The organism is Streptomyces viridiviolaceus (assembly GCF_014650995.1).
Lineage (GTDB): Bacteria > Actinomycetota > Actinomycetes > Streptomycetales > Streptomycetaceae > Streptomyces > Streptomyces viridiviolaceus.
This window is the reverse complement of record NZ_BMWA01000061.1, coordinates 1-13,820: the sequence shown is the minus strand read 5'-3', so window position 1 is coordinate 13,820 and position 13,820 is coordinate 1. Positions and strand designations below refer to the sequence as shown.

Here is a 13,820-nt window from a genome sequence, read left to right as displayed (position 1 = left end):
AATGCCGATCCGGCCGCGCCGTCCACCGCCGATCGGGCGGTTCTCGCCCCGGGCGCGGTTCAAGGGCCGGGCACCGGGGCCGCCCCGGCGACGGTGAGGACATGTCGAGCTCGAACGGCCATAGGAGTTTCGGGGCCGACTGCTGCTGTGGGCGGGACAGGCGGTGCCACAAGGGGTTCGGGCGCTGCAGGACCGAGGCAGCGGCGATGCTGAAGGTGGATGCGTGTGGCGAGGACCGGTTGGCGGTGGCGGTGCTGGCGCAGTACCGGATGGCCACGACCGAGCAACTGCACCTGCTGCTCACGCCCAGGGTGCGGATCGAGCAGACGCGGCGGCGGCTGGTCAAGCTGCGCGGCGAGGGGCTGATCGACCGTGTCACGCTGCTGCAGGCCGGCCGCACGCGGGTCTGGTTCGTCACCAAGTACGGAGCCCAGGTCGCCTCCGAGTGGCCGGGGCTGCGTCACTGACAGCCCTTGAGGACGGTGGCGGACCGGACGGCCGCACGGCTGCGGGTCGGACACGCCCTGACCGTGACGGAGACCGGGCTGGCCTTCGTGCAGGACGCCCGGCGCCGCGGAGACCTCTGCCAGCCACTGGACTGGATCCCCGAGGTCCACCACCCACTCGGCAGCGGCGAGGCCGTCATCCCCGACGCCCTGCTGTATTACCGGTGCGCCGACGAGGGCGTGATGCTGCGGGCCTTCGTCGAAGTCGACCGGGCCACCATGGGCCCCGAACGCCTCGCCGCCAAGATTCACGCCTACGCCCGCCTCCACCAGTACATGCCCGCACCCGGCGCGCGGCACCGCCCGGCCGGGCAGGAACCAGCTAGGGAGGACTGGCGGCGGCGCTACCCGCTGTTCCCGCGGCTGCTGTTCGTCCTTGACGCCACCGGCCCGGCCGGCGCCGAGACCCGCATCAGCGCCCTGGGCGCGGCCGCCCGCGACGTGGCACTGGCCGGCTACCTGCGCGAGGTCCCCGTCCTCGCGGCACCCATGACCGACCTGCTCCAACACGGACCCGCCGCACCCGTCTGGCGCCCCGTCCACAACCCCGACCACAAGGTCGGCTGGATGCACTCCCGACGGCCGTAACCAACCGCCTCCATGCCTGCAAGCACCGCCGACCATGGCTGCCGGGTCCTCGGATAACGGGCCCGACCACGGCAGGCCACAGGTTGCGAAGCCCGCCTGGTCGGAACTGCGCAGAGTCAGTCACGTTTTGCACGCCGCCATCAACCGGGCGCTGGGGTGGGGAGCTGGTTAGCCCCTGGCCGCCTCCTCGCTCCATCTGGTCAGTGGGGGCTTGCGCTATTTGCAGCGCTTCCCGGTGGATGGGGCGAGGTGTGAAGAGGACTGGTGGTTGCCGCCGGTTGCCGTCCAGGGCGCGGTGAGCGCGGCCGTCATGGAGATGACGGCCAGGAGTATGAAGAGATGGCTGTATCCGCCGAGTGGTGCGGCAAGTGCAGCCCCGGCGAAGGGCGCGAGGGCGGCTGCGCTGGTTGCTGGCGCGGCGAGTAGTCCGGAGAGGTGGCCGTAGTGGGTGGCGCCCCAGCGGTCGGTGATGGCGGTGGCCTGGAGCAGGGTGAGGTTGCCGCGGACCATGCCGGCCACGACCGACATGGCGATGAGCAGGGCGTACGGGCCGGGGATGGCGGCGAACGCGGCGGTGGTCAGTCCGCCGAGCCCGATCAGGATCGTTGTGCGGGCCGTGGCGGTGGTGCGGCGAGCGAGCGAGGCGTACAGGGTGCGGCCGAGGGTTTGTCCGGCGCCGCCGATACCGAGGGCCCAGGCGGCCTGGCTGGTGGAGTAGCCGCGTTCCAGGAGAAGCGGGACGAGAGCGACGACAACGGCGTACATCGCGAAGCCCGACAGGGTGAAGGCGGCGGCGAGCAGGAGGAAGGGCCGGCTGCGCCCGACCTTGGTCGCGTCTTCGGTCGCGTGTGCAGGACTCGTTGGGGCGTCGGGCCAGGGTGCGCGCAGAGCCAGGGCGTGGGCGGGGATGGTGACGACGGCGAGGATACCGGCGAGTACGAGGTAGGTGTGGCGCCAGGACAGGTGGTCGGCGAGGGCTGCGGTCAGGGGGGCGAAGACGGTGGAGGCGAGGCCGCCGGCGAGGGTGACGACGGTCAGGGCCCGGACGTGGTCGGGGGCCCACCAGCGGGTGAGGGCGGCGAACGCGGGCTGGTAGAAGGTGGACGCCATCGCGAGTCCGGCCAGCGCCCAACCGGCGATGAAGACCGGGATGTTCGGGGCCGCAGCGACGAGCAGCAGGCTGACGGTGCCGATTACGGAGCCGGCGGTCATGACGGTGCGGGGGCCGCGACGGTCGAGGATGCGCCCGACGCGGATCCCGGCGAGCGCGGAGACGACGAGACCGAGCGAGAACGCCGCGGTGGTCGCCCCGGCCGGCCAGCCGGTCGCTTCGGTGATCTGTGGGTTGAGGACGGGGAAGGCGTAGTAGATGATGCCCCAGCTCACGATCTGCGTGGCGCAGAGGGCGGGTAGGGCGGCGCGGGGCCGCGACCGGTCCCCCGTTCCGGTCGCGGCCTCGCTGTTGAGCGTGTTGGTCATGTGGGGTCAGCAGCAGCCACCGGCTGCGGCGGCCTCCTTCACCGGCGTGGAACTGGCGCAGCAGGCGCTCTGTGGTGGTGATGCCGGTGTTGGGGCGTCGGCCTTCACGACGTACACCTCCCAGCGCTCGCTGCCTGGGCCCTGGACCCAGACCTTGTCCTGGAGGGCGTGGCAGCAGGTGGTGTCGTTCTCCTCCCGGGTGGTGAGGCCGGCATCGGCGAGGCGGCCGGTGGCGGCGTGGACCTCGTCGGTGGTGGCGACCTCGACGCCGAGGTGGTCCATGCGGGTGTCCTCGCCCTGTTCGCCCTGGAAGAGGACGAGCTTGAGCGGGGGCTCGGCGATGGCGAAGTTGGCGTAGCCGTCGCGGAGTTTCGCGGGCTCGGCGTCGAACAGCTTGCTGTAGAAGGTGATCGCTGCCTGGAGGTCGGGGACGCGGAGGGCGAGTTGCACGCGGGACATGACGTACCTCCTGCTGAGTGGAGAAGGGGTTCGGGTCAGCCGCAGCAGCCGCCCGCCGGGGCCTTCTCGGCAGCCGCGGCGACTGTGGCGGGGGCGCCGAGCTGGATGAGCTGGGGGGCCGGGGCGCAGCAGCCGCCGCCGTTCGTCTGCTGGGTGTCGGGGGCGTCGAACAGGCCGGCGCCTCCGCAGACTCCGGTTTCGGGGAGGGTGAGTTCGACGCGGTCGGCGGAGTCGAGGTCGCCGGCGATGGCGGCGGCGACGGAGCGGACCTGCTCGTAGCCGGTCATCGCCAGGAACGTCGGGGCACGGCCGTAGGACTTCATGCCGACCAGGTAGATGCCCTGTTCGGGGTGGGAGAGCTCGCGGTGGCCGTGCGGGTAGACGGTGCCGCAGGAGTGCTGGTTGGGGTCGATCAGCGGAGCCAGGTCCACCGGGGCCTGCAGGCGCTCGTCGAGTCCCAGGCGCAGCTCGTCGAGGAAGGTCAGGTCGGGGCGGAACCCGGTCAGGACGATCACCTCGTCAACCGCGTCCAGACGGCGCCCGTCCTCGCCAACCAGGACCAGGCGGCCGTCAGCATCGCGCTCGATCGCCTCGGTGCGGAAGCCGGTGACCGCGTCCGCGTGGCCGTCGTCGACGGCGGCCTTGGCTGCCAGGCCCAGGGCGCCGCGCGCCGGGAGCTGGTCGGCTTCGCCGCCGCCGAAGGTGGAGCCGGAGATGCCCCGCCGCAGGATCCACACGCCCTTCGTTCCTGCGCCGTCGTCGGACTTGGCGAGGTCGGCGAGATAGGCGAGGGCGGTGAACGCGGAGGCGCCGGAGCCGATCACCGCGGTGCGCTTGCCCGCGTACCGGACGCGCACGGCCGGGTCCTTGAGGTCGGGTACGCGGTAGGTGATCCGGTCCGCGGCGGCCTTCTCGCCGAGGGCGGGCAGGCCGCTTCCGCCGGCCGGGCTGGGCGTGGCCCAGGTGCCGGAAGCATCGATCACGGCACGGGCGAAGACGCGCTCCTCACGGCCGTCGGCGTACTCGACGTGCACGACGAACGGCTGGGTCTCGCGGTCGGCGTCGACGATGCGGTCGCGGCCGGCCCGGGAGACACCGGTGACCGTCGCACCGAGGCGGACGCGGTCACCGAGGACATCGGCGAGCGGCTGCAGGTAGAGGTCGGCCCAGTCGCCGCCGGAGGGGTAGGTGGCCGGGTCCGGCCTGGTCCAGCCGGTGGGGGCCAGCAGCTTCTCGGCGGCCGGGTCGACGACCTCGCCCCAGGTGGAGAACAGCCGCACATGGCTCCACTCGCGGACGGCCGCACCAGCACCGTCGCCTGCTTCCAGTACGAGGGGCTCGATACCGCGTTCAGTCAGGTGGGCGGCGGCGGCGAGCCCGGCGGGGCCGGCTCCGATGACGACGACGGGGAGCTGCTGGGTGCTCATGTTGCTCGGTCTCCTTGAGGGGCGAAGGGTCAGCGCGCGTGGGTGAAGGCGGTCAGCTGGGTTTGCTGGCGGCGTGCGGCCGCTCGGGTGGCGCTGTCGCTGACTTGGGCGCAGCTGTCGCAGAAGCTGATGCCGGCCAGGTGGCGGGCGGTGCGGCGGGCCCGCGCCGCGGTGAGCACGGTACGGAGGTTGGTCGTCACAACGACTCCTTGCTTCGATGCCTGTCGATACGCTGGAGCTTGCCACTCGCATCGACGAGTGTCAACATAGACATATGTCGAAGTCAGAGGTTGTGGAGCTGCCCGTCCTTCAGGACGGCGGCGTGGTGCCGTGCTGCCCGCCGATAACCGCCGGAGAGCTGTCCCAGGCGGATGCGGAGAAGATGGCCGCCATGTTCAAGGCGCTGTCGGACCCGGTGCGGCTGCGGCTGTTCTCCAAGATCGCCTCCCACCCGGGCGGGGAGGCGTGCGTGTGCGACATCGCCGACGTCGGCGTCTCCCAGCCGACCGTCTCCCATCACCTGAAGAAGCTGCGCGAGGCCGGCCTGCTGACCTCGGAGCGGCGCGGGACCTGGGTCTACTACCAGGTCGCCCCGTCCGTGGTGGCGGCCATGGCCGCCATGCTCGACCTGCGCAGCTGACCGCCGCCCGGGCCGGCGTCGCGGTCAGTCGCCGCAGCCGGGCGGGCAGCAGCGCAGCAGGTATTCCTTGAGCGCGTCCAGCCGGCCCGCCATGGTGGCGCCGTCGGCGCGGTAGAAGACCTGCTTGCCCTCCTTGCGGGACAGGACCAGGCCGCCGCGGCGCAGCAGGCTCAGATGCTCGGACGCGGTCGACGGCTTCAGCCCGCACCGTTCGGCGATCTCTCCGACGGTCAGCTCACGACCGCCCGCGAACTGCTGCATGACCAGCTGGCGGGTCTCACTCGCCAGGGCCTTGAGGAAGTCGGCCGTCGCCGGGTCGACCCCCTCACCCGCACCACCGCTCGCCGCCCCGACTGCTGCTGCACGGCTCATACTTCGTCACTTCCCGAAACAACGACGCTTGAAGGAGAAGGGTCTCATGGAGCACCACGCCGACCTCATCGTCATCGGCGCCGGCCAGTCCGGCCTGGCCACCGCCGCTCTCGCCCCCCGCCACGGCTTCGCCCGCACCCTCGTCCTGGAGGCCGCCGACCAGGTGGGCGGGTCCTGGCCGCGCTACTACGACAGCCTCACCCTGTTCTCCCCCGCCCGGTACTCCTCGCTGCCCGGCATGCGCTTTCCCGGCGACGGCGACCGCTACCCGACCAGGGACGAGGTGGTCGACTACCTGCGCGCCTACGCCCGCCACCTCGACGCCGACATCCGCACCTCCACCACCGTCACCTCGGTGCTGCCCCGTGACGGCGCCTGGGTGGTGCGGACGGACGACGGAGCCGAGCTCACGGCACCCACGGTGGTAGCCGCGACCGGCGCCTTCCACAGCCTGTACACACCCGACGTACCCGGGCGTGAGCAGTTCGACGGGCGGTCGCTGCACGCCGCCGACTACCGCAGCCCCGAACCGTTCACCGGCCAGCGGGTCGTGGTCGTAGGCGGCGGCAACTCGGCCATCCAGATCGCCGCCGAACTCGGCACGGTCGCCGAGACCACCCTGGCCAGCCGCCGGCCGATCGGCTGGGTGAAGCAGCGCCCGTTGGGCAGGGACGTCCACTGGTGGTTCAAGCACACCGGGTTCGACATCGCTCCGCTGAGCCGAATGCTGGAGAAGGTACCGGTGTCCGTCCTCGACGACGGGCACTACCGCGCCGCCCTCACCGCCCACGGAGTCGAACGACGCGAGATGTTCACCCGCCTCACCCCAGACGGTGTCATGTGGGCCAACGGCACCAAGGAACCCGCTGACGTGATCGTCTGGGCCACCGGATACCGCCTCACCTACCCCTACCTCGACGGCAGCGGCGCCCTGGACACCGACGGCCGGCCCCGCCACCACGGAGGCATCGCCACCATGCCCGGGCTCGGATTCGTCGGCATCGAGTTCCAGCGCAGCTTCTCCTCCAACACCCTGCGCGGCGTGGGCCGCGACGCCGCGCACGTCCTGTCCCGGCTCTGCCGCTCACGCTGACGACGGCGTTTCGAGCGACCTGATCGGCGCCGTTGTGTGCCTGGGCGGGCATGGCAGTTCATCATGTACGCCCCACGCGGGCACTGACCTGGCTCGGAGGTCCGGACGAATCGTGAGCAGGGGCCCGGTGCCTTTCCCCGAAGGTGCGGGCATCTCGTGGCGGCCGGGGACCGCCCCCAGCGAGGATGCCTGTCATGACCGCTGAGCAGAATCTCGTTCCGCTGCGTGCGACGCACTCGGCACCCGTGGTGTTCGGTGCGGGGGCGGCCATCGGTGTGCTGGGCGGGATGATCGGGCTGGGCGGCGCGGAGTTCCGTCTGCCGCTGCTGATCAGTCTGTTCGGGTTCGCCGCGCTCTCGGCGGTCATCCTGAACAAGGCAATGAGCCTGGTCGTGGTCCTGACCGCGCTGCCCGCCCGCCTGGCGGCGATCCCGGCCGCCGACATCGCCGCCCGCTGGCCGGTCGCCGTCAACCTGCTGGCCGGAAGCCTCCTGGGCGCCTGGGCCGGCGCCTCCTGGACGGTGCGCATGCGCTCCGCCACCCTCTACAAGGTCCTCGCCGCCCTGATGGTGTTCATGGCCGCTGCCCTGGTCCTCACCCACACCACCACCCTGGGCACCCTCGACCTGCCGCTGTGGGCCCAGGTGCCCGCCGGGGTCGCGGCCGGGTTCGGCATCGGCGTGGTCGCGGCCATCATGGGCGTGGCCGGAGGCGAGCTGCTGATCCCCACGATCGTGCTGCTCTTCGGAGAGAACATCAAAACGGCCGGGAGCCTGTCCCTGCTGGTGTCCCTGCCGACCATGCTCGTGGCGGTTGCCCGCTACAGCCGCGACGGCAGCTTCGCCGTCCTCGGCGCCAGCCGCCGCTTCGCCGTGGTCCTGGCCGCGGGCTCCGTCGCCGGTGCGGTCCTGGGCGGGCTGTTGCTTGGGGTGTTCCCCGATGCGGTCCTCATCCCGCTCCTCGCCGTGATCCTGCTCGTCTCCGCGGTCAAGCTCGCCCGCCACGACTGAACGGCGCCGTGAGCTGCCTACTCCTTCTCGCCGTCCTCCTCGGCCGGCCGCCGTGGCAGATCGCAGCGCAGCAGCCAGCTTCTGGCGTGCGCTACTGGCTCGGTCGCGGGGTCAGGTGCCCAGCTGGCACGCGATCTGGTGGGCGGCCTCGCGGGCGGTGCGGCCCACGCCGATGAGGGTGGCGGAGGCGGGGCCGGTCCAGTCGCCGTAGCCGAGCAGGTGCAGCCGCGGCTGGCCGAGGGCGTGCGTGCCATCGGTGGGGAACTGGCCCCGCGGCCCGCGCAGCCCGAGCGGGGCAAGGTGGGCAAGGGCGGGCCGGAAACCGGTGCACCAGATGACGGCGTCCGCCTCCGCCCGGCTGCCGTCGGGCCATTGGATGCCGGTGGTGGTGAGCCGGGTGAACATCGGCTTCACGGACAGGAGTCCGGCGTCGCGAGCAGCGCGGACGGGCGGGACGGCGACGATGTCGCCGAGTGAGGCGACCCCGCCGGTGTCGCTGCGGCCTTCGTCGAGGGCGCGGCGGCGGGCGGTGGCGACGTCGAACAGGACGCGGCCGTCGACGTCGTCAGGGAGGAAGCGGGGCGGGCGCTGGGTCACCCACGTCACCGTCACGTCGCCATGCAGGGCGAGGTCGGCGGCGATCTGGGCGCCGGAGTTCCCTCCGCCGACCACGACGACGTGCTGACCGGCGAAATCGGGAGGGCGTCGGTAGTTCACGGTGTGCAGCTGCCGGCCAGTGAAGTCGTCACGGCCGGGGACGGCGGGGAGGAAGGGCCGCGACCAGGTGCCGGTCGCGCTGACCACGGCCTGGGCCCGCCAGGTGCCGGAGTCGGCCTCGACCAGGAGCCGGCCGCCGTCGCGGCGTACGGCGTCTACGCGGGTGCCGTGCTGGACGGGCAGGTCGTAGCGCTTCTCGTAGTCGATGAGGTAGTCCACCACGTGCCCGGCGTCCGGGTAGGTCTTGCCGGGCTGGGTGGGCATGAGCCGGCCGGGCAGGGAGGAGTGGTCGGCCGGGGAGAACAGGTGCAGCGAGTCCCACATGTGCTGCCAGGACCCGCCCGGCGCCGCCTCGGCGTCCAGGATCGTGAAGTCCAGGCCCTGGCGGCGCAGGTAGTAGCCGGCGGCGAGCCCTGCCTGGCCGCCGCCGACCACCACCACATCCGTGTGCTGGGTCATGAACCCAGCTGCGCCGTGGTGAACTTCCGCCGCCAGGCCAACGAGACGTAGACCAGCGCCACGAGGACCGGGACCTCGATGAGCGGGCCGACGACGCCGGACAGGGCCTGGCCCGAGGTGACGCCGAAGGTGGCGATGGCGACTGCGATCGCCAGCTCGAAGTTGTTGCCGGCCGCGGTGAAGGCAAGGGTGGCGGTGCGGTCGTAGGCCAGGCCGATGGCCTTGCCGAGCGCGAAGGTGCCGAACCACATCACTGCGAAGTACACCAGCAGCGGCAGCGCGATCCGGGCCACGTCCAGCGGCTGCGAGGTGATCGTCTTCCCCTGCAGGGCGAACAGGATGACGATCGTGAAGAGCAGCCCGTACAGCGCCCACGGTCCGATCTTCGGGAGGAACTTCTGCTCGTAGCCCTCGCGGCCCATCTTCTGCTCGCCGATGCGGCGGGTGAGGAAGCCGGCCAGCAGCGGGACGCCGAGGAAGATGACCACGTTCGCCGCGATCTTCCACATGGAGATGTCCAGGTGCTCGCCGTCGCCGAGGCCCAGCCAGCCCGGCAGCAGGTCGAGGTAGAACCAGCCCAGCAGGCCGAACGCCAGAACCTGGAAGACCGAGTTCAACGCGACGAGGACGGCGGCGGCCTCCCGGTCGCCGCAGGCGAGGTCGTTCCAGATGATGACCATGGCGATGCAGCGGGCCAGGCCGACGATGATCAGGCCGGTGCGGTACTCCGGCAGGTCCGGCAGGAAGATCCACGCCAGCGCGAACATCACCGCAGGTCCCAGGACCCAGTTGATGACCAGGGAGGAGATCATCAGTTTGCGGTCGCCGGTGACCGCGTCCAGCTTGTCGTAGCGGACCTTCGCCAGAACCGGATACATCATGATCAGCAGGCCCAGCGCGATCGGCAGGGAGATACCGCCGATCTCCACCTTCGCCAGCGCGTCGTTCAGACCAGGGATCGCACGCCCGAGCCCCAGGCCGACGGCCATGGCGATCAGGATCCACACGGCGAGGTAGCGGTCCAGGGTGGAGAGCTTGGCGACGACGGACGCTTCCTGACTCGTCGCGGGCGCTTCGGTGCGGGTCACGGGCAGGCCCTCTTGTTGTCGGCGGCGGTACGGGCCTGTTCGGCCAGGTCGGCGAACTGCCCGGCGAGCTGGGCGATGACGTCGGGGCGCAGCTTGTAGTACGTGTAGCGGCCACACGGCTCGGTCTCGACGACCCCGGCCTCGCGCAGCACCCGGAGATGGTTGGAGAGGTTGGTCTGCCGTGCGCCGGTCTCCTCCACCAGGTGGGTGGTGCACAGCGTCTCGCGGGCGAGCAGGGTCACGATCCGGAGCCTGAGCGGGTCGGCCAGCACCCGAATCAGGTCAGTGTCGACTGACGTCATCATGGGCTGATACTGTCACATCACCCGGTGCTGATACCAGCCAGGGCTGACCCATAGGCCCGTCGAAAGGGTCTCCCCATGCCCGCCGTTCCCACTCCGCCCTGCCCGATGAACGCCTGGCCCCCGGCGCCGCCCGCCTCGCCACCCGGCACGCCGGCCGGTTCTCGGTCGAGACCGTGCAGCGCCTGCTCGCCGACTCCTACCTGCGTCTGGCCGCCACCGCGCACGTCACCACGCACCTGGTGGTGCTGGCCGAGCGTTTCACGGCCGAGCGCCTCGACGCCCTCGCCCACGTCCAGGGCGCGCTGGGCGTGGGCCTGCCGCGGGGGCTGTTCGTGTGCAACCACAACGCCGGCCACTCCCAGCTCGCAGCCGCGCTCCTTCAGCACCGGGCAGCGGGCCGGGTCACCGTCTCCTCCGCGGGCACCCATCCCGGGCCCGGGATCCAGCCGTACATCGCGCAGGTCCTCACCGAAGCCGGCGCCGACCCGACCGGGGCGTTCCCCAAGCCGCTGACCGACGAGATCGTCAGAGCCGCCGACATCGTCATCACCATGGGCTGCGGCGACGCCTGCCCCATCGTGCCCGGCCGCCGCTACCTGGACTGGCCCGTGCCGGATCCCGACGGCGCCCCGATCGCCGTCGTCCGCCAGATCCGCGACGACATCGACACCCGCATCACCGGCCTGCTCGCCAGCCTGCCGAACACCTGAAACCCCTGCACCGCCTGCCACTCACCTTGTGAAGGAAGAACCCATGTCCTCCGCTCCGCTCGCCTCCGTGCTGTTCGTCTGCGTCCACAACGCCGGCCGCTCCCAGATGGCCGCCGGATTCCTCACCCACCTCGCGGGCGACCGCATCGAGGTCCGCTCCGCCGGCTCCATCCCCGGCGACCAGGTCAACCCCGCCGCCGTCGAGGCAATGAAGGAAGCCGGCGTCGACATCTCCGCCGCCAAGCCGAAGATCCTCACCACCGAGGCCGTCCAGGCGTCCGACTACGTCATCACCATGGGCTGCGGCGACGCCTGCCCGATCTTCCCCGGCAAGACCTACCTCGACTGGGCCCTGGAAGACCCGGCCGACAAGGGCGTCGACGCCGTCCGCCCAATCCGCGACGAGATCAAGACGCGCATCGAGGCCCTCATCGCCGAGATCGACGCCAAGCAGGACGCGTGACCCCGTGACGCAACCCGGCGCGGTGCGCAAGGTCATCATCATCGGCTCAAACAAGTCGCTCAGCGCGGCTGCCCGGGCACTCAAGGTCGCTCCTGCACGGTGTCGTAAGACGATGCTCCTGCTGGCCGACGCGGCCTTCGACGGCAACGAGTTCCTTCATGCCGTCCATCAAAGCGGGGCGAGGTTCCTCGTGCGTTCCGGGGCCGATCCCCACCTCCGCCGAGCACCTGGGCGACGGTTCCTACATCGCCCGCGTCGGTTACGGCGTCCTCCGGGTACTGCTGCCGGTCCGCGCGATCGAGGCGACCCTCACCGTCACCCTGGCCGACAACACCGTCCGCACCGAGCAGTGGCGGCTGATCACCAATCTGCTGGACCCCGTCAAGTATCCGGCCACCGAGCTCGTTGATCTCTATCACCGCAGGTGGCAGGCAGAAACTGCATATTTTTCGATCAAGGCCACGATGCTCGACGGCCGTGTCCTGCGCTCCCGCAGCATCGACGGCCTTGACCAGGAGGTCTACGCCCTGCTCACCGCCTACCAGGCCCTGATCCGCGCCGGCGACGACGCCCTGACCGGACGGCCGGACATACCCATGGAACGGATCAGCTTCACCGTCCTGCTGGCCGCCGTAACCGACACCGTCACCGCGAGCCATGGAGTCTTCCCCAGCACCCTCGTCGACCTGGTCGGCACGATCGGCCGCGCGGCCCTGGGCGACCTCCTGCCCGCCCACCGACGGCAACGGGTGAAGGCCCGCACCCGAAAGAACCCCACCAGCAAGTACGGCCCGAACGCGGGACAACACCTCCACAAGGCCCAGAACTACACCGTCCGCACCACCGTCGTGTTCTTCGCCCACGGCCTCAACAGCCGCTCATGGCCCTAACGCAACGGTGCTGAGGCCCCAGCCCGTCGTCTTGGGGCCTTCACCACGGCGCGCCCGGCCCGAACGGTTCGAAGAACATGACGTCCAGCGGATGCAGGTCCCGGCCGGTCAGACCGGGGAAGCCGGATTCGGCGGGGCCGCCGCGCAACCACGTGAGCAGGGTTGCCGTGAAGTCGCCTGGCAGGGGCGGTCCTTGGTCGCAGTGGCGTGGGTTGACGGCTACGCGCCATGTCTCGGGCGGGCCGTCCGCGCACCAGCCGATCTGGTCCCCGTCGATCGTCGACGCGAACGGCAGGAAGCCGCCGGGCTCGGGCCACGCGGGCATCGGGTAGTACTGGGGATGGGCGGCGCGCAGTTGGCGATATCCGTCAAGCATGCCCTCGACGGTGGCCGCGAGCCCCTGCTCCCGTGGCCGGTCCAGGGACAGTGGGGCGCTCATGTCCAGCCACCAGCTCCAGTTGCCCGCCCCGTACCGCTCCGCGAGCGCCACGAAGTCCGGCGGCAGCCGGGTGCCGAGCCGCTCGAAGACCTGCTCCCATGTGCCCTCGCCCAGGTACGGCTCCAGGGGCGGTGGAACCAGCGCCATGACGGCGTCGAGGCCCGAGCCCTCGGTGAGCGCCGCGTGCTGCCGCGCGTCCACGGCGGTGCCCGCAGGCGGTGGCGACCAGGGTGCGGCCCCGGCCAGCGGCGGCCAGACCCGTATCTGTGAGGACAGCGGGCCCAGCAGCCCGCCGGGCTCGCCCGGGTGCGGCACGCCGGTGCGCAGCAGCGCGAACAGCAGCTCCAGGAACGGGACTTCGTAGTCCACCCAGGGCTCGCTCACCCCGACTGCCACATTCGTGGTCATGAGCGTGACCGGCCACTCGTCGGGGTCGTCCGACGCGCCCGTGTTCCAGAAGAGGTGGTCGCCGCTGCTCGTCGTGGCGAAGGCGAGCAGGCCGCCCTCCTCGGGCAGGAAGGGGCGCCGACGCTCGGTGAACATGCCGGGCCGGATCGCCGAGTGCCGGTGCGTCTCGACGATCCATGCTGCGTACTCGAAGCGGCCGTCGGTGCTGACGCACGGGGGGTGCAGCCGGATCGCCGCACCCGGGCCGCCTATCTCGGCCGCACCGTACGCCGACACGAGCGCCTTGTAGTCACCGGGCAGCGGGGTGCCGAGCCAGCCCTCGACCGCCGCCCAGTCGACGGCGGGCGCCGGGCCGGGCGGCGGTCCGACGAGACCTGTGAACGCGGTGATCCGCGCAGAGTGATCCATGGAGCCGAGGATGACATCCCCCACCGACATTGAGACTGGGACCTGGCACCGCTCGGGCGTCTGACCCGCCCACTGACTGACGCTTCGGCTGTCCTCGGGTTGAATCGCTCGGCTCCCGGGCGGTACCACAGCGCGCGTGACCGGCCGGGCTACCATGACCGCATTGCCTCGCCCAACCCCCTTGCCCCGCAGGTCACAGCGTTAACGCAACGGTGTTGACCTGGACTTCGCCGACACGGACGCCGACATTGCTAGTGTGGTGCGCCAGAAATTGCGGGCTTAACTGGCCCTAACAAAAGCTATTGATCATGTGACTGTCAGCTTGTCCGCTCGTTGCTCTGATCGTGGGGAAGAGACAG

15 protein-coding genes and 1 pseudogene are annotated in these 13,820 nt (G+C 71.1%); 7 read left to right on the top strand and 9 right to left on the bottom strand.

Annotation, left to right across the window (positions count from 1 at the left end):
* The first annotated feature begins 101 nt into the window (after positions 1–101).
* Positions 102–1,094 (top strand): annotated as a pseudogene (locus IE260_RS40505) (replication-relaxation family protein).
* A 216-nt stretch (positions 1,095–1,310) separates the two neighbouring features.
* Here the strand turns inward: IE260_RS40505 and IE260_RS40500 are convergent.
* From IE260_RS40500 to IE260_RS40485, 4 genes are read right to left on the bottom strand one after another with little or no spacing between them, the layout of a single operon-like run.
* The gene (locus tag IE260_RS40500; RefSeq protein ID WP_189880940.1) at positions 1,311–2,573 is read right to left on the bottom strand and encodes an MFS transporter; all 1,263 of its coding nucleotides are present in this window, start codon (positions 2,571–2,573) and stop codon (positions 1,311–1,313) included.
* Positions 2,574–2,579: 6 nt separating this feature from the next.
* On the bottom strand, positions 2,580–3,032 hold the full coding sequence (locus IE260_RS40495) for an ArsI/CadI family heavy metal resistance metalloenzyme (RefSeq protein WP_189880939.1): 453 nt from the start codon (positions 3,030–3,032) through the stop codon (positions 2,580–2,582).
* A 35-nt stretch (positions 3,033–3,067) separates the two neighbouring features.
* Positions 3,068–4,459 (bottom strand): NAD(P)-binding domain-containing protein, encoded by a 1,392-nt coding sequence (locus IE260_RS40490; protein WP_189880938.1) that lies wholly within the window; start codon positions 4,457–4,459, stop codon positions 3,068–3,070.
* Positions 4,460–4,488: 29 nt separating this feature from the next.
* Entirely contained in the window at positions 4,489–4,659 is a 171-nt protein-coding gene (locus tag IE260_RS40485) for a hypothetical protein (RefSeq protein ID WP_189880937.1), read from the bottom strand.
* Positions 4,660–4,733: 74 nt separating this feature from the next.
* Here IE260_RS40485 and IE260_RS40480 point away from each other — a divergent pair, with 74 nt between their 5' ends.
* Positions 4,734–5,099, top strand: coding sequence for an ArsR/SmtB family transcription factor (locus IE260_RS40480; protein WP_189880936.1), 366 nt, complete (start codon positions 4,734–4,736; stop codon positions 5,097–5,099).
* A 24-nt stretch (positions 5,100–5,123) separates the two neighbouring features.
* On the opposite strand, the gene IE260_RS40475 is transcribed toward IE260_RS40480, so the two are convergent.
* Entirely contained in the window at positions 5,124–5,471 is a 348-nt protein-coding gene (locus IE260_RS40475) for an ArsR/SmtB family transcription factor (protein ID WP_189880935.1), read from the bottom strand.
* Positions 5,472–5,517: 46 nt separating this feature from the next.
* Between IE260_RS40475 and IE260_RS40470 the strand changes: the two genes are divergently transcribed.
* Both IE260_RS40470 and IE260_RS40465 read left to right on the top strand, forming a co-directional pair.
* Positions 5,518–6,564, top strand: a complete 1,047-nt coding sequence (locus IE260_RS40470) for a flavin-containing monooxygenase (RefSeq protein WP_189880934.1) — start codon at positions 5,518–5,520, stop codon at positions 6,562–6,564.
* Positions 6,565–6,758: 194 nt separating this feature from the next.
* Entirely contained in the window at positions 6,759–7,574 is an 816-nt protein-coding gene (locus IE260_RS40465) for a sulfite exporter TauE/SafE family protein (protein WP_189880933.1), read from the top strand.
* Between the two features lie 111 nt (positions 7,575–7,685).
* On the opposite strand, the gene IE260_RS40460 is transcribed toward IE260_RS40465, so the two are convergent.
* From IE260_RS40460 to IE260_RS40450, 3 genes are read right to left on the bottom strand one after another with little or no spacing between them, the layout of a single operon-like run.
* Positions 7,686–8,750 carry an ArsO family NAD(P)H-dependent flavin-containing monooxygenase gene (locus IE260_RS40460; protein WP_189880932.1) on the bottom strand — a complete coding sequence of 355 codons (1,065 nt, stop codon included), beginning with the start codon at positions 8,748–8,750 and terminating at the stop codon, positions 7,686–7,688.
* Positions 8,747–9,838 carry an ACR3 family arsenite efflux transporter gene (arsB, locus tag IE260_RS40455; protein ID WP_189880931.1) on the bottom strand — a complete coding sequence of 364 codons (1,092 nt, stop codon included), beginning with the start codon at positions 9,836–9,838 and terminating at the stop codon, positions 8,747–8,749. Before arsB ends, IE260_RS40460 begins: the two co-directional genes overlap by 4 nt.
* The gene (locus IE260_RS40450; protein WP_189880930.1) at positions 9,835–10,143 is read right to left on the bottom strand and encodes an ArsR/SmtB family transcription factor; all 309 of its coding nucleotides are present in this window, start codon (positions 10,141–10,143) and stop codon (positions 9,835–9,837) included. Before IE260_RS40450 ends, arsB begins: the two co-directional genes overlap by 4 nt.
* 50 nt (positions 10,144–10,193) lie before the next feature.
* Here IE260_RS40450 and IE260_RS40445 point away from each other — a divergent pair, with 50 nt between their 5' ends.
* The 3 genes from IE260_RS40445 to IE260_RS40435 all read left to right on the top strand — a co-directional run bounded on the left by IE260_RS40445 (position 10,194) and on the right by IE260_RS40435 (position 12,206).
* Entirely contained in the window at positions 10,194–10,853 is a 660-nt protein-coding gene (locus IE260_RS40445) for an arsenate-mycothiol transferase ArsC (protein ID WP_373303472.1), read from the top strand.
* A gap of 43 nt (positions 10,854–10,896) precedes the next feature.
* Positions 10,897–11,316: an arsenate reductase ArsC gene (locus tag IE260_RS40440; protein ID WP_189880929.1), complete on the top strand. Its 420-nt coding sequence runs from the start codon at positions 10,897–10,899 to the stop codon at positions 11,314–11,316.
* A gap of 158 nt (positions 11,317–11,474) precedes the next feature.
* Complete coding sequence (locus IE260_RS40435) at positions 11,475–12,206, top strand: transposase (RefSeq protein ID WP_189880928.1); 732 nt, start codon at positions 11,475–11,477, stop codon at positions 12,204–12,206.
* Between the two features lie 40 nt (positions 12,207–12,246).
* Here IE260_RS40435 and IE260_RS40430 read toward each other — a convergent pair whose 3' ends face one another.
* The gene (locus tag IE260_RS40430; protein WP_229881837.1) at positions 12,247–13,461 is read right to left on the bottom strand and encodes an SMI1/KNR4 family protein; all 1,215 of its coding nucleotides are present in this window, start codon (positions 13,459–13,461) and stop codon (positions 12,247–12,249) included.
* Between the last annotated feature and the right edge of the window lie 359 nt (positions 13,462–13,820).